The 19,644-nt window shown below is 69.0% G+C and carries 20 protein-coding genes; 15 read left to right on the top strand and 5 right to left on the bottom strand.

Translation table 11 applies throughout. The annotated features are described in order from the left end of the window. Positions 1–54 precede the first annotated feature (54 nt). The gene (locus tag IB227_RS13345) at positions 55–486 is read left to right on the top strand and encodes a classical arabinogalactan protein 4 (protein ID WP_192287776.1); all 432 of its coding nucleotides are present in this window, start codon (positions 55–57) and stop codon (positions 484–486) included. A gap of 162 nt (positions 487–648) precedes the next feature. Here IB227_RS13345 and IB227_RS13340 read toward each other — a convergent pair whose 3' ends face one another. After that, positions 649–1,128 carry a winged helix-turn-helix transcriptional regulator gene (locus IB227_RS13340; RefSeq protein WP_132865801.1) on the bottom strand — a complete coding sequence of 160 codons (480 nt, stop codon included), beginning with the start codon at positions 1,126–1,128 and terminating at the stop codon, positions 649–651. A gap of 149 nt (positions 1,129–1,277) precedes the next feature. Here IB227_RS13340 and IB227_RS13335 point away from each other — a divergent pair, with 149 nt between their 5' ends. Both IB227_RS13335 and alr read left to right on the top strand, forming a co-directional pair. Further along, the gene (locus tag IB227_RS13335) at positions 1,278–2,543 is read left to right on the top strand and encodes a D-amino acid dehydrogenase (RefSeq protein ID WP_132865800.1); all 1,266 of its coding nucleotides are present in this window, start codon (positions 1,278–1,280) and stop codon (positions 2,541–2,543) included. Then, the gene (alr, locus tag IB227_RS13330) at positions 2,543–3,619 is read left to right on the top strand and encodes an alanine racemase (RefSeq protein ID WP_192287775.1); all 1,077 of its coding nucleotides are present in this window, start codon (positions 2,543–2,545) and stop codon (positions 3,617–3,619) included. The genes IB227_RS13335 and alr overlap by 1 nt, the downstream gene beginning before the upstream one ends. Before the next feature lie 73 nt (positions 3,620–3,692). On the opposite strand, the gene IB227_RS13325 is transcribed toward alr, so the two are convergent. Next, positions 3,693–4,262, bottom strand: coding sequence for a DUF3016 domain-containing protein (locus IB227_RS13325; protein WP_192287774.1), 570 nt, complete (start codon positions 4,260–4,262; stop codon positions 3,693–3,695). Positions 4,263–4,520: 258 nt separating this feature from the next. Between IB227_RS13325 and IB227_RS13320 the strand changes: the two genes are divergently transcribed. The 5 genes from IB227_RS13320 (at position 4,521) to IB227_RS13300 (ending at position 9,332) form a co-directional block, all read left to right on the top strand. Next, positions 4,521–6,467, top strand: a complete 1,947-nt coding sequence (locus tag IB227_RS13320; protein ID WP_318639550.1) for an ATP-binding protein — start codon at positions 4,521–4,523, stop codon at positions 6,465–6,467. Positions 6,468–6,530: 63 nt separating this feature from the next. Beyond that, positions 6,531–6,836 (top strand): DUF3247 family protein, encoded by a 306-nt coding sequence (locus IB227_RS13315; protein ID WP_132865796.1) that lies wholly within the window; start codon positions 6,531–6,533, stop codon positions 6,834–6,836. 62 nt (positions 6,837–6,898) lie between these two features. Beyond that, the gene (locus IB227_RS13310) at positions 6,899–7,954 is read left to right on the top strand and encodes a class I SAM-dependent methyltransferase (RefSeq protein ID WP_192287772.1); all 1,056 of its coding nucleotides are present in this window, start codon (positions 6,899–6,901) and stop codon (positions 7,952–7,954) included. Further along, positions 7,951–8,658 (top strand): pseudouridine synthase, encoded by a 708-nt coding sequence (locus tag IB227_RS13305; RefSeq protein WP_132865794.1) that lies wholly within the window; start codon positions 7,951–7,953, stop codon positions 8,656–8,658. Before IB227_RS13310 ends, IB227_RS13305 begins: the two co-directional genes overlap by 4 nt. Positions 8,659–8,663: 5 nt before the next feature. After that, positions 8,664–9,332, top strand: coding sequence for an HAD family phosphatase (locus IB227_RS13300; RefSeq protein ID WP_192287944.1), 669 nt, complete (start codon positions 8,664–8,666; stop codon positions 9,330–9,332). Between the two features lie 101 nt (positions 9,333–9,433). On the opposite strand, the gene IB227_RS13295 is transcribed toward IB227_RS13300, so the two are convergent. Next, positions 9,434–10,003 (bottom strand): DUF1415 domain-containing protein, encoded by a 570-nt coding sequence (locus IB227_RS13295; RefSeq protein WP_192287771.1) that lies wholly within the window; start codon positions 10,001–10,003, stop codon positions 9,434–9,436. A gap of 223 nt (positions 10,004–10,226) precedes the next feature. Between IB227_RS13295 and IB227_RS13290 the strand changes: the two genes are divergently transcribed. The 3 genes from IB227_RS13290 (at position 10,227) to IB227_RS13280 (ending at position 14,013) form a co-directional block, all read left to right on the top strand. After that, positions 10,227–11,690: a benzaldehyde dehydrogenase gene (locus IB227_RS13290; RefSeq protein ID WP_192287770.1), complete on the top strand. Its 1,464-nt coding sequence runs from the start codon at positions 10,227–10,229 to the stop codon at positions 11,688–11,690. Between the two features lie 14 nt (positions 11,691–11,704). Next, positions 11,705–12,832: an NAD(P)-dependent alcohol dehydrogenase gene (locus tag IB227_RS13285; protein ID WP_192287769.1), complete on the top strand. Its 1,128-nt coding sequence runs from the start codon at positions 11,705–11,707 to the stop codon at positions 12,830–12,832. Between the two features lie 74 nt (positions 12,833–12,906). Then, positions 12,907–14,013: a helix-turn-helix domain-containing protein gene (locus IB227_RS13280; protein ID WP_192287768.1), complete on the top strand. Its 1,107-nt coding sequence runs from the start codon at positions 12,907–12,909 to the stop codon at positions 14,011–14,013. A gap of 18 nt (positions 14,014–14,031) precedes the next feature. On the opposite strand, the gene IB227_RS13275 is transcribed toward IB227_RS13280, so the two are convergent. Continuing rightward, positions 14,032–14,517, bottom strand: a complete 486-nt coding sequence (locus tag IB227_RS13275; protein WP_132865789.1) for a YajQ family cyclic di-GMP-binding protein — start codon at positions 14,515–14,517, stop codon at positions 14,032–14,034. An 84-nt stretch (positions 14,518–14,601) separates the two neighbouring features. Continuing rightward, the gene (locus IB227_RS13270; protein ID WP_192287767.1) at positions 14,602–15,693 is read right to left on the bottom strand and encodes a serine hydrolase domain-containing protein; all 1,092 of its coding nucleotides are present in this window, start codon (positions 15,691–15,693) and stop codon (positions 14,602–14,604) included. A 105-nt stretch (positions 15,694–15,798) separates the two neighbouring features. Between IB227_RS13270 and IB227_RS13265 the strand changes: the two genes are divergently transcribed. From IB227_RS13265 to IB227_RS13250, 4 genes are all read left to right on the top strand, one after another. Beyond that, on the top strand, positions 15,799–16,695 hold the full coding sequence (locus tag IB227_RS13265) for a DMT family transporter (RefSeq protein WP_192287766.1): 897 nt from the start codon (positions 15,799–15,801) through the stop codon (positions 16,693–16,695). 271 nt (positions 16,696–16,966) lie between these two features. After that, positions 16,967–17,974, top strand: a complete 1,008-nt coding sequence (locus tag IB227_RS13260; RefSeq protein ID WP_192287765.1) for a methionine ABC transporter ATP-binding protein — start codon at positions 16,967–16,969, stop codon at positions 17,972–17,974. Next, the gene (locus tag IB227_RS13255; protein WP_192287764.1) at positions 17,971–18,660 is read left to right on the top strand and encodes a methionine ABC transporter permease; all 690 of its coding nucleotides are present in this window, start codon (positions 17,971–17,973) and stop codon (positions 18,658–18,660) included. Before IB227_RS13260 ends, IB227_RS13255 begins: the two co-directional genes overlap by 4 nt. An 84-nt stretch (positions 18,661–18,744) precedes the next feature. Then, positions 18,745–19,539 (top strand): MetQ/NlpA family ABC transporter substrate-binding protein, encoded by a 795-nt coding sequence (locus IB227_RS13250; protein ID WP_192287763.1) that lies wholly within the window; start codon positions 18,745–18,747, stop codon positions 19,537–19,539. Positions 19,540–19,644 lie beyond the last annotated feature (105 nt).

Here is a 19,644-nt window from a genome sequence, read left to right as displayed (position 1 = left end):
CCACGCAAGTCGAATGGGTGCATGCTTCGAGCCGGATACAGACAGGGACGGGTGATGTTCCGCACGACCACGGTATTGCTTGTCGCATTGCTCCTGCCGGTGACGGCGCTGGCCCAGTTGCAGGCCCCGGCCTCGCCGACCGCCACGCGGCCGGTGAGCCTGCCGGGTTCGCCACCGCCGACCTCACCGACGGCCACCCGCCCGTCGAGCGTGCCGCCGCCTACCCGCGACGACGCGCAGCGCGAGGACCCGCAACCACGGGTGCCACCGCCGCCACGACCGACCAAGCCGCCGATCAAGCCGGTGACCCCGCCACCGCCGATGCGCCCGATCTACGACAGCAAGGGCCAGCGGGTCGAAGGCATGCGCCAGGCCGGGCCGAACCGGGTCTTCGACCCGCGGACCGGGCGATACCACACCACCGAGCCGAGCGGCGTCGGCCAGCGCATCGTGCCGCCGCCGGCCGGAGCCAAGCCGCAGAGTTGACGTGTGCGTTCCATGCGTGAAAGGCGCTCTCCCCAGCCCTCCCCTTTGCTGCACGAAAGGGAGCGGGTGGACAGTCCGGCGCTCCGTGCTCCCTGCAGCGCGCCTGACTGCGCCTGCCTTGCGCCGAAGGCGTAGGGGAGAGGGACTTCTGCCATCGGCCACTCACTCATCAATCGGCAGCGACAAGGTCTCCTTCACCTCTTCCATCACGATGTAGCTCTTGGATTCGCGCACGTGCGGCATGGTCAGCAGGGTGCTGCCCAGCAGCTTGCGGTAGGAGGCCATCTCGTTGATGCGGGCCTTGAGCAGGTAGTCGAAGTCGCCCGATACCAGGTGGCACTCCAGCACGTTGGGCAGCTTGAGCGCGGCGCGGCGGAACTCCTCGAAGATGTCGCCGGACTTGTAGGCCAGGCTGATCTCCACGAACACCAGCAGGCTGGCCTTCACGAACTGTGGATCGAGCCGGGCGTAGTACCCGGTGATCACCCCTTCGCGTTCCAGGCGGCGCACCCGGTCGGTGCAGGGCGTGGTCGACAGCCCCACCCGTTCGCCCAGTTCGGTGAAGGAAATACGGCCTTCCTGCTGCAGGATGCGCAGGATCCTGCGGTCGATCTTGTCCAGTTCGCGGCTGCGGGTGGCCATCGGGATTCTGCTTTTGATGAACGAAACAAGAAATTACCCTGCATCGGCCAATCAATACAGGGAAAAGTTCTGGAAGGACCTGAATATACTGCGCCGTTTCCAGTGCCTGCCCACTCCCGGGCAGGAAATGATCGGGTCAGGAGAGGGCAATGCGAGTTCTGGTGCTTGGCAGCGGTGTGATCGGCACGACCAGTGCCTGGTATCTGCGGCAGGCCGGCTATGACGTCACCGTGGTCGACCGGCAGCCGGGCCCGGCGCTGGAGACCAGCTTTGCCAACGCCGGCCAGCTGTCCTTTGGCTACACCTCGCCCTGGGCCGCCCCGGGCGTGCCGTTCAAGGCCATCAAGTGGCTGTTCGAGGAACACGCGCCGCTGGCGATCCGCCCGACCGCCGACCTGAACCAGTACCGCTGGCTGTGGCAGATGCTGCGCAACTGCACCGCGGCCCGTTACGCGGTGAACAAGGCGCGCATGGTACGGGTGTCCGACTACAGCCGCGACTGCATCAACGAACTGCGCGCGGCCACCGGCATCGACTATGAAGGCCGCCAGCTCGGCACCACCCAGCTGTTCCGCACCCAGCAGCAGCTCGACGCCGCCGCCCAGGACATCGAGGTGCTGCGCCAGTACGGCGTGCCGTACGAGGTGCTGGACCGCCAGGGCATCGCCCGCGTGGAGCCGGCGCTGGCCAGCAAGACCGACCTGCTGGTCGGCGCACTGCGCCTGCCCGAGGACCAGACCGGCGACTGCCAGCTGTTCACCCGCAAGCTGGCGGCGCTGGCCGCCGATGCGGGCGTGGAGTTCCGCTTCGACCAGGACATCAGCGCGATCCAGGGCGACGGCGACCGCATCACCGGTGTGCGCGTCAACGGCGCGCTGGAAACCGCCGACCAGTACGTGCTGGCGCTGGGCAGTTACTCGCCGCAGCTGCTGGCGCCGCTGGGGATGCGCCTGCCGGTCTACCCGCTGAAGGGCTATTCGCTGACCCTGCCCATCACCGATGCGGCGATGGCACCGAACTCGACCATCCTGGACGAGAGCTACAAGATCGCCATCACCCGCTTCGAGGACCGCATCCGCGTCGGCGGCATGGCCGAGGTGGCCGGCTTCGACTTGTCGCTGGAAGCACGCCGCCGCGCCACGCTGGAGAAGGTGGTCAACGACCTGTACCCGCAGGGTGGCGACCTGTCCAAGGCCACGTTCTGGACCGGCCTGCGCCCGGCCACGCCGGACGGCACCCCGGTGATCGGCGCCACGCCGTACCGCAACCTGTTCCTCAACACCGGCCACGGCACGCTGGGCTGGACCATGGCCGCCGGCTCGGGCCGTTACCTGGCCGACCTGATGAGCGGCAGGACGCCGCAGATCAGCAGCGAAGGCCTGGACATCTTCCGCTACGGCAAGGGGCAGCACTGATGCGCCCGGCACAGGCACTGATCGACCTGGAGGCGTTGCGCCACAACTACCGGCTGGCCCGCCAGCTGGGGGGCGGCAAGGCCTTGGCGATCATCAAGGCCGACGCCTACGGCCACGGTGCGGTGACCTGCGCACGCGCGCTGCAGGACGAGGCCGACGGTTTCGGCGTGGCCTGCATTGAGGAAGCGCTGGAGCTGCGCCAGGCCGGCATCCGCGGGCCGATCCTGCTGATGGAAGGCTTCTTCGATGCGGCCGAGTTGCCGCTGATCGTCGAGCATGACCTGTGGACGGTGGTGTCCTCGTCGTGGCAGCTGGAGGCGGTGGAAGCCTTCCGCACCGATGCCACGCTGCGCATCTGGCTGAAGCTGGACAGCGGCATGCACCGGTTGGGGTTGTCGCCGGATCAGTTCCGCGATGCGCACGCGCGCCTGAGCGCGCTGCCCACCGTGGGACCGCTGGTGATGATGAGCCACCTGGCGCGCGCCGACGAACTGGACAGCAACCGCACCCGCGAGCAGTTGGACGTGTTCCAGCACGCCATCGCCGGCCTGGCCGGCGAGACCAGCCTGTGCAATTCGCCGGCGCTGCTGGGCTGGCCGGACGTGCGCAGCGACTGGGTGCGCCCGGGCCTGATGCTGTACGGCGCCGATCCGCTGTACCCGCAGCCCAGCCCGCACGCGGCGCAGTTGCGCCCGGTGATGACGTTGCAGTCGCGGGTCATCGCGGTGCGCGAGCTGGGTGTCGGTGAGCCGCTGGGCTATGGCGCGCGGTTCATCGCCCAGCGCCCGACCCGCGTCGGCGTGGTGGCGATGGGCTATGCCGATGGCTACCCGCAGTTCGCGCCCAATGGCACGCCGGTGTTGATCGATGGCGTGCCCGGGCAGCTGATCGGCCGCGTGTCGATGGACATGCTCACCATCGACCTCACCGACCACCCGCAGGCGGGCCACGGCAGCGTCGTGCAGCTGTGGGGCAATGCGCCGACCATTTCCGAGCTGGCCCCGCGCTGCAACACCAGCGCCTACCGCTTGCCGTGCAGCCTCAAGCGCACCCCGCGCGTCTACCTGAGCGAGTAAGCCGCGCCGCCGGCCACCCATGCAGAAGGGCCGCATGCGCGGCCCTTCCTGGTAATGCCCGGTTCGGGTGGAGTTACAGCCCGGCGGTCTTGCGTTCCGGTTGCAGCTCGCGGCGCAGCCAATCGTCGAGCAGGCGCTTCTCGTAACGCAGCGGATCGGTGTTGCTGGGCAGGCTGCTGTTGAACAGGTAGCCGGTGTCCGACAGCCTGCGCTCGCCCTGGTCGATCACCTGGCCGTTGGCATCGGTCAGGGTGAACTGCAGGGTGATGCGCGGCGGGTAGATGTCACGCAGGAAGCGCACGTCGTCCATCTGCGGCCCATGCCACGGCTCGTAGTCACCGGCACGCTTGATGTCGGTGATGGTCACGTCCAGCTTCTGTCCTTCGGGCAGGCGCTTGTCGGCCTGCTTGCGCAGGTGTTCGGCCAGGGTCACCACCCAGTCGCCGCGCTGGGCTTCCCAGCGGTTGCGGCTGGTGCGCAGCTCGGTGAACTGGGCCGGGTCGGTCCACTGCACCTGCACCGTACCTTCGGTGGGCAGGGCACGCGGGGCCTCCGGGTCGGACACGTTGCGCGGCTTGGCATGGGCACCGGCAACCGCCAGCAGGCAGGCCAGGCCAAGTCCGGTGACGGTCAGGGTTCTCATGGCACGTACTCCGGTGGGTTGGGATGGACCAAGTGTGATCGGGGTTGGGAGAGCCGGCAATGAACGCTGTCAACCTGCCAGCCCAGGATTGCGTGATGGTTCATCATCACGTCCTGTGGATCGCCCGCTGCGCAGACTGCAGCAGCGCCGCCGCCAGCCCGAGTACGTCCCCCGAACGCCCCGCCGATGCTCCCCTTCGACCACGAAATCCGCCGCCCGCTTCCCAACCTGCCTGACCTGGACCTGGAGAATGCCTCCGTGTACCGGGAGGTGTTCGATGCGGTGGGAACCGGCTTCTGCGTGATCGAGCTGCTGTTCGAGAACGAGGAGGCCGTCGATTTCCGTTACCTGAAGGTCAACCGCGCGTTCGAGCGCATCACCGGCCTGGCCGAGGTGACCGGCCGGCGCGTGCGTGAGGTGCTGCCGGGGGTGGAGCCGTACTGGTTCCAGTTGTTCGGCCACGTGGTGCGTGAAGGGCGGATGGTGCAGTTCGAGCGCGAGGTGCGCGAGCTCGGCCGCTGGTACTCGGTGGAGGCCGTGCGCGTCGGTGCGCCGGAGCAATGCCGGGTGGCGATGCTGTTCTTCGACATCTCCGAGGCCAAGCGGGTGGAAATCGAGCTGGCCGAGAGCGAGGCGCGCTTCAGCGCGCTGGCCGACGGCCTGCCGATGCCGGTCTGGGTGCTGGATGACCTGGGCCAGGTACGTTTCGTCAACGCCGCCTTCGGCACTTACTTCGGCCTGGCCCCGGACGTGGACATCGGCCCCGGGCATTGGCAGAAGCTGTTGCATCCCGACGACCTGGCGCCGTTCGGGTACGAACTCGAAGCGGCCCTGGCCGAGCGCCGCGAGCTGCACATGAGCGTGCGCGTGCGCCGCCACGACGGGCAATGGCGCTGGCTGGAGATGAATGCCGTGCCGCGATTCTCCCCGGACGGCCGCTTCATCGGCCTGGCCGGCAACAGCCCGGACGTCACCGAGCGCCGCGAGATCGACATGGCGCGCGAGGAACTGCTCGCCGCCGAGCGTGCCGCACGCAACGCCGCCGAAGGCACCGCGCGGATGAAGGATGAATTCCTGGCCACGCTGTCGCATGAACTGCGCACGCCGTTGACCACGGTGCTGGGCTGGAGCGAGCTGCTTCTGCAGCGCATGGACGCCGACCACCCGATGCGCAAGGGGCTGGAGGTGATCGCCAGCAGCGCGATGACGCAGAAGCACCTGATGTCGGACATGCTCGACCTGAGCAGCATGCTGCTGGGCAAGGTGCAGCTGGAAGTGGAGGTGCTGGACCTGGCCGAGCAGGTGCGCGAGACCGTCCGCGCGCAGGAGCTGGTGGCCGAAGGCAAGGCGCAGGAGCTGACCCTGTCGCTGCCCGAGCACCCCTGCCAGGTGCTGGGCGATGCCACCCGCATCCGCCAGATCCTCTCCAACCTGCTCTCCAACGCGATCAAGTTCACCGCAGTCGAAGGCCATATCCACATCCGCGTGCTGCGCGACGGCGAGCATTACGAAGTACGGGTCAGCGACGACGGCGACGGCATCGCGCCAGAGTTCCTCCAGCAGCTGTTCAGCCGCTTCAGCCAGGCCGATGGCACCACCACCCGGCGCCATGGCGGGCTCGGGCTGGGCCTGGCCATCGTCCAGCAGCTGACCGAACTGCATGGCGGCACGGTGTCGGCCGAGAGTGCCGGCGAGGGCCGTGGTGCCACCTTCCGGCTGCGGCTGCCGGTCCATCGCGCCCGCGAGGCGGAGGGACGACCGCGGCGCAAGGTGCAGCGTGGCCCGATCGGCGCACAGGTGGTGGCCGCGCACGCGCTGGCCGGGCTGCGCATGCTCGCGGTCGAGGACCAGCCCGACATGCTGGTCTACCTCAAGCGTCTGCTGGAGGAGCAGGGTGCCTCGGTGGTGGCCGTCAGCAGCGCCGCCGAAGCACTGGAACTGCTGGACATGGGCGGCCATGCGGCCTTCGATGTGCTGATCAGCGATATCGGCATGCCCGGCATGGACGGCTACGGGCTGGTCACCACGCTGCGCGAGACGCTGGGCATCGGCGGGGCCGAGCTGCCGGCGGTGGCGGTGACCGCGCTGGCCCGCGAGGATGACCGGCGCCGTGCGTTCTCGGCCGGCTTCCAGGGCCATATCGCCAAGCCGTACAGCGTGGCCCAGTTGGTGGGCGCCATCCGCGATGCCCGCTTGCCGCGCTGAATCTTTGCGCCGGTTTCACGCGCCGCCCCGCTAATGTGATGACGAGCACTCTTGGACGCTCGCATGGCCCTCTACGCGCCCCACGTCTATTCCGACCCGCTGACCATTGCCGCGCTTGAAACCCTGGCGGGGGAACTGCCGGGGCAGGCGCGGGTGATGCTGGTGCTCAAGGACGGCAGCCGGGTTGCCGGCACGGTGGTGATGCGGCCTTGCCTGCAGCACTTTTCCGACCCGGCCGAGCAGGCCGGGGTCAACGCCATGGTGCGCCTGGACGACCTGGCGCGGATCTCCCAGCAGCACGTGATCTGGCTGGACAGCGTCCGCCAGGTGCTGCGGCTGGGCGAGCCGGGGCCGGGCGAGGTCCTGTAGCGTTGCGGTGGGCCGGGGCCAAGCCCCGGTAGAATGGACGGCCCGTTCCAAGAAGTACCGGCATGCCCGCCCTGCAAGACGCCCCGCTGCAAACCCTGTTCCTGCCCTTTTCCCATGCCGGCCTGCGTTGGCCGGCCGGCCCGGTGTTGTTCCTGCGCGCCCGCGATGGCTGGCCGCTGCGCGAGCACGCCGCGCCGGGGCAACTGGTCTGCGCGCAGAGCTTCCGCCCGTTCGCCGACGCGCTGGGGCGCAGTGGCTGGCAGGTGGTGGACGAGGACGCGCTGGACGCCGACGACACGCGTTATGCGCTGGTGCTGGTGCTGCCGCCGCGCCAGCGTGATGAGGCCCGCGCGCTGTTCGCCCGTGCGCTGTCGTCGTTGGCGCCGGGCGGCATCGTGGTTGCCTGCCAGTCCAACAACGAGGGCGCGCGCTCGGGCGAGAGCGACCTGCAGCAGCTGGCCGGGCTGGGCGGCAAGTTGACCAAGAACCACTGCCGCACCTACTGGACCGCACCGGCCGATGGCCGTCACGACGAAGCCCTGCGCAAGCGCTGGGCGGCACTGGACGCGCCGCGCGGCATCGTCGATGGGCGCTTCCAGAGCCGGCCCGGCGTGTTTGCCTGGGACCGCATCGACCCGGCCTCGGCGCTGCTGGTCGAACAGCTGCCGGCCGACCTGGCCGGGCGTGGCGCCGACCTCGGCGCCGGCTGGGGGTATCTGTCGGCCGAAGTGCTGGCACGCTGCCCCAAGGTCACCGCGCTTGACCTGTACGAAGCCGAATCACGCGCGCTGGCGCTGGCCCGCCGCAACCTGGCCGGCAGCAACACCAAGCTGGACTTCCGCTGGCATGACGTCACCGCCGGCATCGACGGCCGCTATGACTTCGTCGTTTCCAACCCGCCATTCCACACCCCGGCGCGCGAAGACCGGCCCGATATCGGCCAGCGCTTCATCGCCGTGGCCGCGCAGGCACTGCGCCCGGGCGGGCAGCTGTTCATGGTGGCCAACCGCCACCTGCCGTACGAGCAGATCCTCAACGAGAGCTTCGGCCAGGTGCGCGTGGCGGCCGAGCGCGATGGCTTCAAGGTGATCGTCGGCACCCGCGGGGGCCGCGCATGAAGCTGGTCAAGCACATCGCCAACCTCGGCTACGGCAGCCGCAAGCAGGTGCAGGGGATGTTCCGCGAAGGCCGCATCACCGACGCCGACGGCGAGGTGCTGTATGCCGACGACAAGGTTGAGCACGACGCCATCCGCGTCGACGGCGAACCGCTGGACCCGCCGCCCGGGCTGGCACTGATGCTGTACAAGCCGACCGGCTACACCTGCTCGACCAAGGACCAGGGGCGGTTGGTCTACGACCTGCTGCCCGAGCGTTTCCGCGACCGCGACCCGGTGCTGTCCAGCGTCGGCCGCCTCGACCGCGATACCTCCGGCCTGCTGCTGATGACCGACGACGGCCAGCTGCTGCACCGCATCGTTTCGCCCAAGGCACGCCTGGACAAGGTCTACGTCGCCGAGCTGGCGCAGGACCTGCGCGGTGACGAGGCGGCGCAGTTCGCCAGCGGCACGCTGCTGCTGGAATCGGACGACAAGCCGCTGCTGCCGGCCGAACTGGAGGTGCTGGGCCCGCGCCAGGTGCGCCTGACCCTGCACGAAGGCCGCTACCACCAGGTGCGGCGCATGTTCGCCGCGGTCGGCAACCACGTGCAGGCGCTGCAGCGCGTGCGCATTGGCGGCCTGGACCTGGGCCAGCTGCAGCCGGGGCAATGGCGGCAACTGCAGGCCGCCGATCTTCAGACGCTGTTCGGAGCGGCCCAGTGAACCTGATGACGGGGCTGCCGGCACGTCCGCAGGCGGTGATCTTCGACATGGACGGGCTGATGCTGGACAGCGAACGCGCGCTGCTCGATTGCCTGGAACAGACCGCGCGCGCGCATGGCTACGAGGTGCCGCGCGCCCTGCTGCTGTCGCTGGTGGGCTCGGCCGATGCGGTTACCCGCCGCAGGCTGGGCGATGCACTGGGGGTGGAGCGCACCGACGCGCTGCTGGCCGATTCCTATGCCCGTTACGACGGCATCGTCGAGGCCGGCGTGCCGTTGCGCCCGGGCATCCTCGAACTGCTGAAGCTGCTGGACGCGCACCAGGTGCCGCGCGCGGTCGCCACCGCCACCCGCACGCCGTTGGCGCAGCGCAAACTGGAAGCGGCTGGCCTGCTGGCGTATTTCCAGGCCGTGGCCACCAGCACCGAAGTGGCCCATTCCAAGCCGGCACCGGACATCTACCTGCTCGCCGCGGCGCGGCTGGGCGTGGCGCCGCAGCATTGCCTGGCGCTGGAAGATTCGCCGACCGGCGTGCGCGCGGCGCTTGCGGCGGGCATGACCACCATCCAGATTCCCGACCTGCTCGAGCCGGACGACGACGTCCGCGCGCTGGGCCACCGCATCACCGGCTCGCTGCACGACGTACACCAGATGCTGCAACCCTGGCTGGGCTGAACCCGGCCACGTTCCCTCACGGCAGCGCGGGCAAGCGGTTCGCCCGGTGACCCTCCCGCAGGCCGGGATGCAATCCCGGCGCCATGCGCCGCACGTGGGTTTCAGTGCGGCTTTTCGCCCGACAACAACCGCTCCCAGCCGTCCACGCCCAGCTTGTCCAGCGTGGCGATGTTGCGTTCCACGATCACGTCCGGGTCGGGGAAGGCCGCCACCGCGCGCTCCACGCTGTCTTCGCGCAGCAGGTGCAGGATCGGGTAGGGCGCGCGGTTGGTGTAGTTGCTGACGTCGTCCGGAGCCACGCCCTCGAACTGGTACTGCGGATGGAAGCTGGCCACCTGCAGGATGCCCGGCAGGTCCAGCGCTTCCAGCACCGCGTCGGCGTTGTCGAGGAAGTCGTTGTACTCCAGGAAATCGGTCAGTACGTCCGGATGGATGATCAGCGTCGTGTCGATCTGCTCGGCCGGGGTGTCGCGCAGCAGCACCAGCTCCTCGGCGAGTTCTTCCAGCAGTGCCTCGGGCGTGGTCGCATCGCTGAGCACGAAGCGCACCTGCTGCTTGACGTACACCGCCTTGGCGAACGGGCACAGGTTCAGGCCGATCACCGCCTTCTCCAGCCAGTTCCGGGTAACGGCGATGGGATCGGGGGCAAGGTGGTCGGTGAAGTCGGTCATGGCAGGCCCTTTGGGCTGGCTGGGGGGCCGATTGTAGAGGTTCCGGCACACCTGCTGTCCCTGGATGAGACCGGGTACAGCGCCGGTTGTCCCGCAATGAAACACCCGCAAGTCCCGCAATGGCGGCCTGCGCGGGCATCTGCGTGATTGTCGGGCACGGCCAATAGCCAACGCCGGGGTGGGGGTATCCAATGCATCGCAAGCGATGCGTGGAGTGTGTGTGATGAGCGTACAGACCTTCCTGCCGGCCGCACTCTGGTTGGGCAAGCAGTTTGTCGGGCAGTGGCGGGACGGACGCGTCCTGCACGAGGTACGCGAGCCGGCGACCGGGCGTGCGCTGGGCCAGGTGGCGATGGCCTCGCCCGAGCAGATCGCCGCGTCGGCGGCGCGGGCCGCGCACGTGCAGCGTGCATGGGCCGATGCCGGGCACGAAGTGCGCGCAGGTGTGCTGCGTCGTGCCGCCGTGCTCGCCGAAACCCATTCCGGCGAGATCGTTGACTGGCTGGTGCGCGAGGGCGGGTCGACGCGGCTCAAGGCCGGTTCCGAGCTGAAGGTGGTTGTCCGCGTGCTGCACGAGGCGACGGCATTGCCCTCCCGTGCCGTTGGCGAGGTGCTGCCATCGCAGCCGGGGCGGTTGAGCCTGGCGCGGCGGCGCCCGCTGGGCGTGGTCGGGGTGATCTCGCCGTTCAACTTCCCGCTGTACCTGGCCCTGCGCGCGGTCGCGCCGGCCTTGGCGCTGGGCAATGCGGTGGTGCTCAAGCCGGACCCGCGCACCGCCGTGTGCGGTGGGCTGGTGATCGCCCGCCTGTTCGAACTGGCCGGCCTGCCGGAAGGCGTGCTGCATGTCCTGCCCGGGGACGGCGCCGCCGGTGCGGCGCTCTGCCGCGACCCGCACGTGCGGATGATCCAGTTCACCGGGTCCACCGCCGCCGGGCGCAAGGTCGGTGAAGCCGCAGGCCAGCACCTGAAGAAGGTGTCGCTGGAACTGGGCGGGAAGAACACGCTGATCATCGTGGACGATGCCGACATCGACCTGGCCGTGGCCAACACCGCCTGGGGCGCGTACCTGCACCAGGGCCAGATCTGCATGGCGACCGGGCGCGTGCTGGTGCAGCGTGGCCTGTACGCGGCGTTCGTGGAAAAGCTGGTGGCCAAGGCAAAGCAGCTGAAGGTGGGTGACCCCGCGCAGGAGGACGTCGCACTGGGACCGCTGATCAACGCGCAGCAACGCGACCACGCGATCGGCATCGTCAACGCCGCGCGCGCGGCCGGCGCCACGCTGGCGGCCGGCGGTACGTTCCGTGACCTGTTCTTCGCGCCGACCGTGTTGGCCAACGTGGGCCGTGACAATCCCGCGTTCGGCGAGGAGATTTTCGGCCCGGTCGCGGTGGTGGTGCCTTTCGACAGCGACGATGAAGCGGTCGAACTGGCCAATGACACGCCCTACGGCCTGTCGATGGGCGTGATCAGCGCCAACGTCGGGCGTGCGCTGAAGCTGGGTGAGCGGCTGCACACGGGGTTGCTGCACATCAACGACCAGACCGTGAACGACGAGGTGCTCAACCCGTTCGGTGGCGTGGGCATCTCGGGCAACGGCACCAGCATTGGTGGCCCGGCCAACCTCGACGAGTTCACCCAGTGGCAGTGGCTGACGATCAAGGCCGATGCCCCTGCCTACCCGCTGTAAGCCAGGAGACCGGCATGAATGCGATTGATGCAACGCGCGAGATCACCGTGGCGGTGGTGCGCGGCAAGGAACAACCCTTCCGTATCGAGCAGGCGCGCATCCGCGGCCCGCGCAGCGACGAGGTGCTGGTACGGATTGTGGCGACGGGCCTGTGCCACACCGACCTGATCGTGCGCGACCAGTACTACCCGGTGCCGTTGCCGATCGTGCTTGGCCACGAAGGCGCGGGGGTGATCGAAGTGATCGGCCCGGAAGTGAAGGGGCTCGCGGTGGGGGACCACGTGGTGCTGGCCTACGGTGCCTGCGGGCATTGCAAGCCGTGCAGCAGCGGCCACGGCGCGTACTGCGTGGACTTCTATACGCAGAATTTCGGCGGCGCCGCGGCCGATGGTTCCAACGCGCTGGAGGACGCCGACGGCGCCCCGCTGCACGACCACTTCTTCGCCCAGTCCTCTTTCGCCACCTATGCCCTGGCACGCGAGAACAACGCGGTGAATGTACCCGACGACGCACCGCTGGAACTGCTGGGGCCGTTGGGCTGCGGCATCCAGACCGGTGCCGGGGCGGTCATCAACTCGATGAAGGTCACGCCCGGCAGCAGTTTCGCCGTCTACGGGGCCGGTGCGGTCGGCCTGAGCGCGGTGATGGCCGCGCGCGTGGCGGGTGCGGCCATCATCATCGCCGTGGACGTGGTGCCGTCGCGGCTGGCGCTGGCGCGGGAACTGGGCGCCACCCATGTCATCGACAGCCGCACGCAGGACATTGTCGCGGCGGTGCAGCAGGTCAGCCCCGGCGGCGTGGACTACGCGCTGGAATCCACCGGCCGCGCCGACGTGCTGGAGCAGGGCGTCACCGCCTTGGCCAAGCTCGGCGTGATCGGCGTGGTCGGTGCTTCGAAGATGGGCACCCAGGCCAGCTTCGACGTCAACAACCTGCTGATGGGCGGGCGTAGCATCCGTGGCGTGGTCGAAGGCGACAGCGTGCCGCAGGTGTTCATCCCGCAACTGGTGCAGTTGTACCTGCAGGGGCGCTTTCCGTTCGACCGGCTGGTGACGTTCTACCCGCTGGCGCAGATCAACCAGGCGGCCGAGGACAGCCGCCGTGGCATCACGCTCAAGCCGATCCTGCGTATCGGCGGCTGAAGGCGGGACGAGGTGTCGGGAATGCACACAACGCGGGCAGGCCGCCGCCGCGCCCAGCCGCAGGAGTCGCCGTGATGACCGGGATCATCCAGGAGCGCCAGCAACAGCTGGCCCATGCGCGCCACGCGTTCGCCGAAGGCGGGCCGCTGCCCGTCCACCTGCTGCCGCCCCCGCTGCTGCGCTCGTGGCAACGCTCGCGGCAGGCCGGCATCGCGCCGCGCGAGGCCCCGCTGCTGCAGCCGCGCATCGCCCGTCCACCACCGCCGGAGCACCCGGACGACCGGCGCCTGGCACGCTGCGTGCAGCATGAACTGGACCGGCTGTGGGCCGCGTTCGGCGGCCGCCACTGGACCCTGTTCTGCGTGAATGCACAGGGATGGATCGTGGCCCAGCGCGAGCACGGCCTGACCGATTCGCCGCTGCTGCGCTCGATCCAGCTCGGCCGGCGGCTGCGCGAGTCGCACCTGGGCACCACAGCCCCCAGCTGCGCGCTGGCCGATGACCTGCCGGTGCTGGTGCGAGGCAACGAACACTACCTGGACCACTTCGCGCACACCTTCTGCCTGAGCGTGCCGCTGCATGGGCTGGAAGGCCAGGTGCTGGGCGCGCTGGACATCACCGGCAACGGCGACCGCAACGCCGCGCTGCTGCTGGACTACTTCCGCCAGGCGGCGTTGTCGGTGGAGAACCGGTTGATGCTCGAATGCCGCCCGTGCCACCTGCTGGCCCTGCAGCATGATCCACGCTGGCTGCATACCCCGTTCCAGGGGCTGCTGGCGGTGGAGGAGAACGGGCGCGTCCGTGCCGCCAACCGCATCGCCCGGCGCCTGCTTGACCTGCCACGGCGTGGCCCCTTGCCGGCGCTGATGCTGGAAGGCCTGTTCGCCGCGGCCAACGTGCACCAGCGGCGGCGCCTGCTGCAGGCCGGGGCGGCGCGACGCGTGTCGGTCAGCGAGGACCGGGCGGTGTACGTGCAGTACCTGCGCCCGCCGGTGCCGCGGCGCGGCAGCATCGCCATCCCGGAGGCGGCCCGGCAGGCGGGGCAGGGCTCGCTGCGTGCGCAGGGCACGCGTGCGGTGCATGAAGCCATGCAACTGCACCAGGGCAATGTCAGCGCTGCCGCGCGCCGGCTCGGCATCTCGCGCACCACGCTGTACCGCAAGCTGCAGCAGGGCGACTGACCCTGCCGCGGCGTTGGATCAATCGCGGAAGTTGTCGAACTGCAGCGGCTGCTCGAACTCACCCTTCTTCAGCAGCGCGATCACTTCCTGCAGGTCGTCGCGCTTCTTGCCGTTCACGCGCAGCTTGTCGCCGTTGATCTGGGTGTCGACCTTGATCTTGGCTTCCTTGATCCTGGCGGCGATCTGCTTGGCCAGCTTCTGCTCGATGCCCTGCTTGACCGTGACCTGCTGGCGTGCACCGCCCAGGTTGGTCTCGATGTCGCCGAACTCCATGCAGCGGAAGTCGATGTTCCGCGCGGACAGGCGCAGGCGCAGGATGTCGGCCATCTGCTTGAGCTGGAAGTCGGTGGGCGCGGTGAGCTTGATCAGCTTCTCGTCCTCCAGGTCGAACTTGGCATCCACGCCCTTGAAATCGAAGCGGGTGGACAGCTCGCGGTTGGCCTGGTCGATGGCGTTGGTCAGCTCGTGCTTGTCAACTTCGGAAACGACGTCAAAAGAAGGCATGGGGCAACTCCGTTCAATGAAAACCGCCGCCATTCTAGGCGATGCCTTGCACCCCGGTAGAGCACCGCCATGATGCGCCGGCGTTCAGGGCCCCTTCCACTGCGCATGCAGCAGGTTGGACACCGCATAGCAGGCCGGGGCGTCCTTGTTGGACAACACCACCACCGTCTCGCCGGTGCGCGGGTAGTGGCGCACGTCGGTGCAGATGCCGTCGGCGCTGCCGCCATGGCCCCAGCGGAAATCGCGCTCCGGCACGCCTTCGCCATAGCCGGTGGCAAAGAACCCCAGCCCCATGAACTCGCGCTGGGTGCGCGTGGCCTCGGCCAGCAGGGCAGGAGGCAGCAGCTTGCCTGCGTTCAACGCCTGCACGAAGCGCAGCAGGTCGCGCGCGGTACCCACCTCGCCGCCGGCGGCAAAACCGCGCGCCGGCAGCGTGGCGCAGTTGCGCACGCGCTTGCCGTCCACCTCCACGTAGCCCGCGGCCAGGTCGGGGGCCGGGTCGCCGCAGTCCACGAAGCCGGTCCGGGTCATGCCGGCCGGTGCGAGGACGTGCTGCCGGATGTAACTTTCGAAGTCCTGCCCGGACAGTACCTCGACCATCCTGCCGAGCACGATGTAGCCGTAGTTGCCGTACTTCTGCTGCGTGCCGGGCGTGAACTCCGGGGCACGGCCACCGTGCAGCGCGATCATGTCGGCCAGCGTCCGCAGCCGGGCGCGCTCTGCGGAATGCGTGGCACCGAACAGCTCCTCGATGTCACCGGCGCCGGCGCTGTGGGTGAGCAGTTGCCGGACGGTTACCCCGTCGGCGAATGCCCGGTTCGGATAGTCCTTGAGCACCTGCCCGACCGGCGAGTCCAGGCCGAGCTTGCCCGCGGCCACCTGCTGCAACACCGCCACGCTGGTGAACATCTTGCCGGCCGAGGCGAAGTTCAGGCGGTCACCGGCCTGCAGCGGCGCATCGCCGTTCTCGTCGCGCAGGCCGTAGGCCTTCTCGAACAGCACCATGTCGCCGTTGGCCACCAGCACCACGCCGGAGAACTTGCCGGCCGCTTCCACGCCCAGCGCGAAGCCGTCCAGCTGGGCCAGCGCAAGCGGGTCGGGAACCTCACCGGCCAGCGACGGCCAGGGCAGTGCGGCCAACAGGCAGGCCAGCAACGGGCGGAGGGGAACGGGCAACCGCGGACACTTCGCTTGCATGGGAATCTCCCGGCACGATGTGGGCTGAACATAGCGCACCGGCCGGGGTTACCGATAATGCGCGCGACAGCGGATAATCGATCCATGTCCGTGACCAAATCCCCCGCGCGCGCCATCATCTGGATGCTGGCCGCCGTCGCCTTCTTTTCGCTGATGGATGCCGGCATGAAGATGCTGGCCGAAAGCTATCCCACCCTGCAGGTGACCACGCTGCGTGGCGCGGCCTCGTTGCCGTTCGTGCTGGTGTGGGTGCTGATGACCGCTGGCCCGCGTTCGATCATCCCGGTGCGCTGGGGCCTGCACCTGCTGCGCGGCGTGCTGGGCATGGTGATGATCGGTTGCTTCGTCTACGCGCTGCGCACGCTGCCGTTGTCCACCGCCTACACGATCTACTTCGTCGCCCCGTTGCTGGTGGCCGCGCTGTCGGTGCCGTTGCTGGGCGAGTACGTGGGGCCGCGCCGCTGGGTGGCCATCGGCATCGGCCTGCTCGGCGTGATGGTGGTGCTGCGCCCGGGCGTGGATGGTTTCATCTCCTTCCCCGGGTTGATGGTGCTGATCGCGGCCACGGCCTACGCGATCGCCGCGGTGACGGTCAGCCTGCTGACCCGCACCGATACCCCGCAGTCGATGGTGGTGTGGTTCCTGCTGATCATGGCGGTGGGTGCGGGCCTGCTGGCCTGGCCGCAGTGGCAACCGCTGCAGTGGAAGCACGCCGCGCTGATCGCCGGCATGGGCCTGGCCGGGGCGCTGGGCCAGATCGCGCTGACCAAGGCGTTCCAGCTCGGCCAGGCCTCGCTGATCGCGCCGCTGGAGTACACCGGGCTGGTCTGGGTGATCGGCTGGGACCTGATGCTGTGGGACAAGCTGCCCGATCGCTGGACCTGGGTCGGCGCGGCGATCATCGTCGCCAGCGGCCTGTACCTGCTGCACCGCGAGCGGGTCCAGCAGGCCCATCGGGCCGGACCGGTCGACCATCCCTGAGCCCGCGCCGGCCGCACATAGGCAGGCAATCCCGGTGAGGCCTTTCCGGCCGGGCCCGAAGCCATCCTCCCCTGTTGTCCCCTTGGGCTGCGTCCAGGGGAGGGGGCAGGGCAGCGCCCGGGTCGGGATGGGGCCCGGTGGGCCAGCCGCAGCCCCGGAGATGCCAGCTTAGAGCCAAAAGGAATAAGCTTCCGTCCATCAGCACGCGCGCCGGGCGGTCGGCGCTGCTAGGCTGCACGCCCCCCATTCTGTCCCCCCGGTTGCCCAGGCAGTGATCGCGTTCCAGAACCTGCAGAAGTCCTATGTCGTCGATGGTCGCGCGATCACCGCGCTGCATCCGCTTGATCTGACGATCGAGGCCGGCGAGGTATTCGGCATCATCGGCCATTCCGGTGCCGGCAAGTCCACCCTGATCCGCCTGATCAACCGCCTGGAAGAACCCAGTGGCGGCCGCGTGCTCATCGACGGGCAGGACGCCACCGCGCTGGACGATGCCGGCCTGCGTGCGCTGCGCCGCCGTATCGGCATGATCTTCCAGCACTTCAACCTGCTGTCCTCGCGCACGGTGGCGGCCAATGTCGCCTTCCCGCTGGAACTGGCCGGCACCGCGCAGGCCGAGATCGATGCGCGCGTCGCCGAACTGCTGCGCACCGTGGGCCTGGAAGCCCATGCCAGCAAGTACCCGGCGCAGCTGTCCGGCGGCCAGAAGCAGCGCGTGGGCATCGCCCGTGCGCTGGCCACGCGCCCGCAGATCCTGCTGTGCGACGAGGCCACCAGCGCGCTGGATCCGCAGACCACCGCCTCGGTGCTGTCGCTGTTGGGCAAGATCAACCGCGAGCTGGGCCTGACCATCGTGCTGATCACCCACGAGATGGACGTGATCCGCCGTGTCTGCGACCGCGTGGCCGTGCTCGATGCCGGGCACCTGGTCGAGATGGGCCCGGTGACCGATGTGTTCCTGCACCCGCAGCATCCCACCACCCGCCGCTTCGTGTCCGAGTCCGAGCACGTGGACGAAGGCGAGCAGCTGCGCGACTACGCCGCGGTCAACGGCCGCATCGTGCGCCTGACCTTCCTCGGCAATGACACCTACGAACCGCTGCTGGGCCGCATCGCGCGCGAGACCGGGGTGGACTACAACATCCTGTCCGGCCGCATCGACCGGATCAAGGACACGCCCTATGGCCAGCTGACCGTCGCACTGGTCGGGGGTGACCAGGACGCGGCGCTGGCGGTGTTCGCCGGCGCCGGCGTACACGTGGAGGAGCTGCGCCAATGATGTTCGCGACCGCAGGCGGCTTCTTCCGCCACCTCGATGCCGGCAAGTGGGCCGACATCGGCCAGGCTACCCTGGACACCCTGCTGATGCTGGCCGGCTCGTTGCCGCTGACCATGGCCATCGGCCTGCCGCTGGGTGTGCTGCTGTTCCTGACCGGTTCGCCGCAGCTGCACCGCAAGCCGGTGGTCTACGGCGTGCTGGCGCTGCTGGTGAACCTGCTGCGCTCGGTGCCCTTCATCATCCTGATGATCGTGCTGATCCCGGTCACGCTGGGCCTGATGGGCACCTCGCTGGGCGTGCGCGGCGCGATCCTGCCGCTGGTCGTCGGCGCCGCGCCGTTCTATGCGCGCCTGGTCGAAACCGCCTTGCGCGAAGTGGACCGCGGCGTGATCGAAGCCAGCCAGGCGATGGGGGCGACCACCCGCCAGCTGGTGTTCAAGGTACTGCTGCCGGAGGCGCGCCCGGGCCTGATCGCCGGCGCCACGGTCACCACCATCGCGCTGATCGGCTTCACCGCGATGGGCGGTGCGATCGGTTCCGGTGGCCTGGGGGACCTGGCCTTCCGCGATGGCTACCAGCGCTCGCACACCGACGTGGCGCTGGTCACCGTGGTGCTGCTGCTGGTGCTGGTCCAGTTGCTGCAGATGGCCGGCGACCGGCTGGTCGCGCACTACAGCCGCAAGTAAGCCGCGCCCGGCCGTGCGTCGTCCGCGCGGCGGGCCTGTTACGGTATGCCGTCCACCATCCTTCCCCACGGGATCCTGATTCCTATGAAAAAGCTGCTCGCCTTCCCCCTGTTCGCCGCCGCGCTGGCGCTTTCGGCCTGCGGCAAGCCGGCCGCGGATGAGTCCAGGCTGGTGGTTGCGGCCACCGCCGTGCCACACGCCGAGATCCTGGAAGTGGTCAAGCCGCTGATGCAGAAGGAAGGCGTCACGCTCGACGTGCGCGTGTTCAACGACTACGTGCAGCCCAACGACCAGCTGGTGCAGAAGCAGGTGGACGTGAACTACTTCCAGACCGAGCCGTACCTGCAGGCCTACAACCGTGACCGCAAGACCGACCTGGTCACCGTCACCGGCGTGCACATCGAACCGTTCGGTGCCTATTCGCGTCGCTTCACCTCGCTGGCCGAACTGCCCAGCGGCGCCGACGTGGTGATCCCGAACGACCCCAGCAACAACAGCCGCGCGCTGATCCTGCTGGACAAGGCCGGCGTCATCAAGCTCAAGGACCCGTCCAACGCACTGTCCACCCAGCGTGACATCGTCGAGAACCCCAAGGGCCTGAAGTTCCGCGAGCTGGACTCGGCGATGCTGCCGCGCGTGCTCGACCAGGTCGACCTGGCCCTGATCAACACCAACTACGCGCTGGATGCGGGCCTGAACCCGACCAAGGATGCGCTGGCCATCGAGAGCAGCGATTCGCCCTACGTGAATTTCCTGGTCGCGCGCCCGGACAACAAGGACGACGCCCGCGTGCAGAAGCTGGCCAAGGCCCTGACCAGCCCGGAAGTGAAGGCCTTCATCGAGCAGAAGTACAAGGGCGCGGTACTGCCGGCATTCTGACCCACGCACCGCTCGTGCCGGGCCACGCGCGGCAGGGGCGTGCCCGGTGAAGTCCCGGCGGGGCATGGCTCCGCTCTACCGGCCATCACGCGCGCCGGCCTATGC

Source organism: Stenotrophomonas sp. STM01 (assembly GCF_014852135.1).
Lineage (GTDB): Bacteria > Pseudomonadota > Gammaproteobacteria > Xanthomonadales > Xanthomonadaceae > Stenotrophomonas > Stenotrophomonas capsici.
The sequence above is the reverse complement of the archived record's forward strand: the minus strand, read 5'-3'. Positions and strand labels throughout refer to the sequence as shown.

Excerpts from the sequence above, each read along its gene's own strand:
- IB227_RS13345 (WP_192287776.1), top strand. The coding sequence starts at position 55 with ATGTTCCGCACGACCACGGTATTGCTTGTCGCATTGCTCCTGCCGGTG.
- IB227_RS13340 (WP_132865801.1), bottom strand. The coding sequence starts at position 1,128 with ATGGCCACCCGCAGCCGCGAACTGGACAAGATCGACCGCAGGATCCTG.
- IB227_RS13335 (WP_132865800.1), top strand. The coding sequence starts at position 1,278 with ATGCGAGTTCTGGTGCTTGGCAGCGGTGTGATCGGCACGACCAGTGCC.
- alr (WP_192287775.1), top strand. The coding sequence starts at position 2,543 with ATGCGCCCGGCACAGGCACTGATCGACCTGGAGGCGTTGCGCCACAAC.
- IB227_RS13325 (WP_192287774.1), bottom strand. The coding sequence starts at position 4,262 with ATGAGAACCCTGACCGTCACCGGACTTGGCCTGGCCTGCCTGCTGGCG.
- IB227_RS13315 (WP_132865796.1), top strand. The coding sequence starts at position 6,531 with ATGGCCCTCTACGCGCCCCACGTCTATTCCGACCCGCTGACCATTGCC.
- IB227_RS13310 (WP_192287772.1), top strand. The coding sequence starts at position 6,899 with ATGCCCGCCCTGCAAGACGCCCCGCTGCAAACCCTGTTCCTGCCCTTT.
- IB227_RS13305 (WP_132865794.1), top strand. The coding sequence starts at position 7,951 with ATGAAGCTGGTCAAGCACATCGCCAACCTCGGCTACGGCAGCCGCAAG.
- IB227_RS13300 (WP_192287944.1), top strand. The coding sequence starts at position 8,664 with ATGACGGGGCTGCCGGCACGTCCGCAGGCGGTGATCTTCGACATGGAC.
- IB227_RS13295 (WP_192287771.1), bottom strand. The coding sequence starts at position 10,003 with ATGACCGACTTCACCGACCACCTTGCCCCCGATCCCATCGCCGTTACC.
- IB227_RS13290 (WP_192287770.1), top strand. The coding sequence starts at position 10,227 with ATGAGCGTACAGACCTTCCTGCCGGCCGCACTCTGGTTGGGCAAGCAG.
- IB227_RS13285 (WP_192287769.1), top strand. The coding sequence starts at position 11,705 with ATGAATGCGATTGATGCAACGCGCGAGATCACCGTGGCGGTGGTGCGC.
- IB227_RS13280 (WP_192287768.1), top strand. The coding sequence starts at position 12,907 with ATGACCGGGATCATCCAGGAGCGCCAGCAACAGCTGGCCCATGCGCGC.
- IB227_RS13275 (WP_132865789.1), bottom strand. The coding sequence starts at position 14,517 with ATGCCTTCTTTTGACGTCGTTTCCGAAGTTGACAAGCACGAGCTGACC.
- IB227_RS13265 (WP_192287766.1), top strand. The coding sequence starts at position 15,799 with ATGTCCGTGACCAAATCCCCCGCGCGCGCCATCATCTGGATGCTGGCC.
- IB227_RS13255 (WP_192287764.1), top strand. The coding sequence starts at position 17,971 with ATGATGTTCGCGACCGCAGGCGGCTTCTTCCGCCACCTCGATGCCGGC.
- IB227_RS13250 (WP_192287763.1), top strand. The coding sequence starts at position 18,745 with ATGAAAAAGCTGCTCGCCTTCCCCCTGTTCGCCGCCGCGCTGGCGCTT.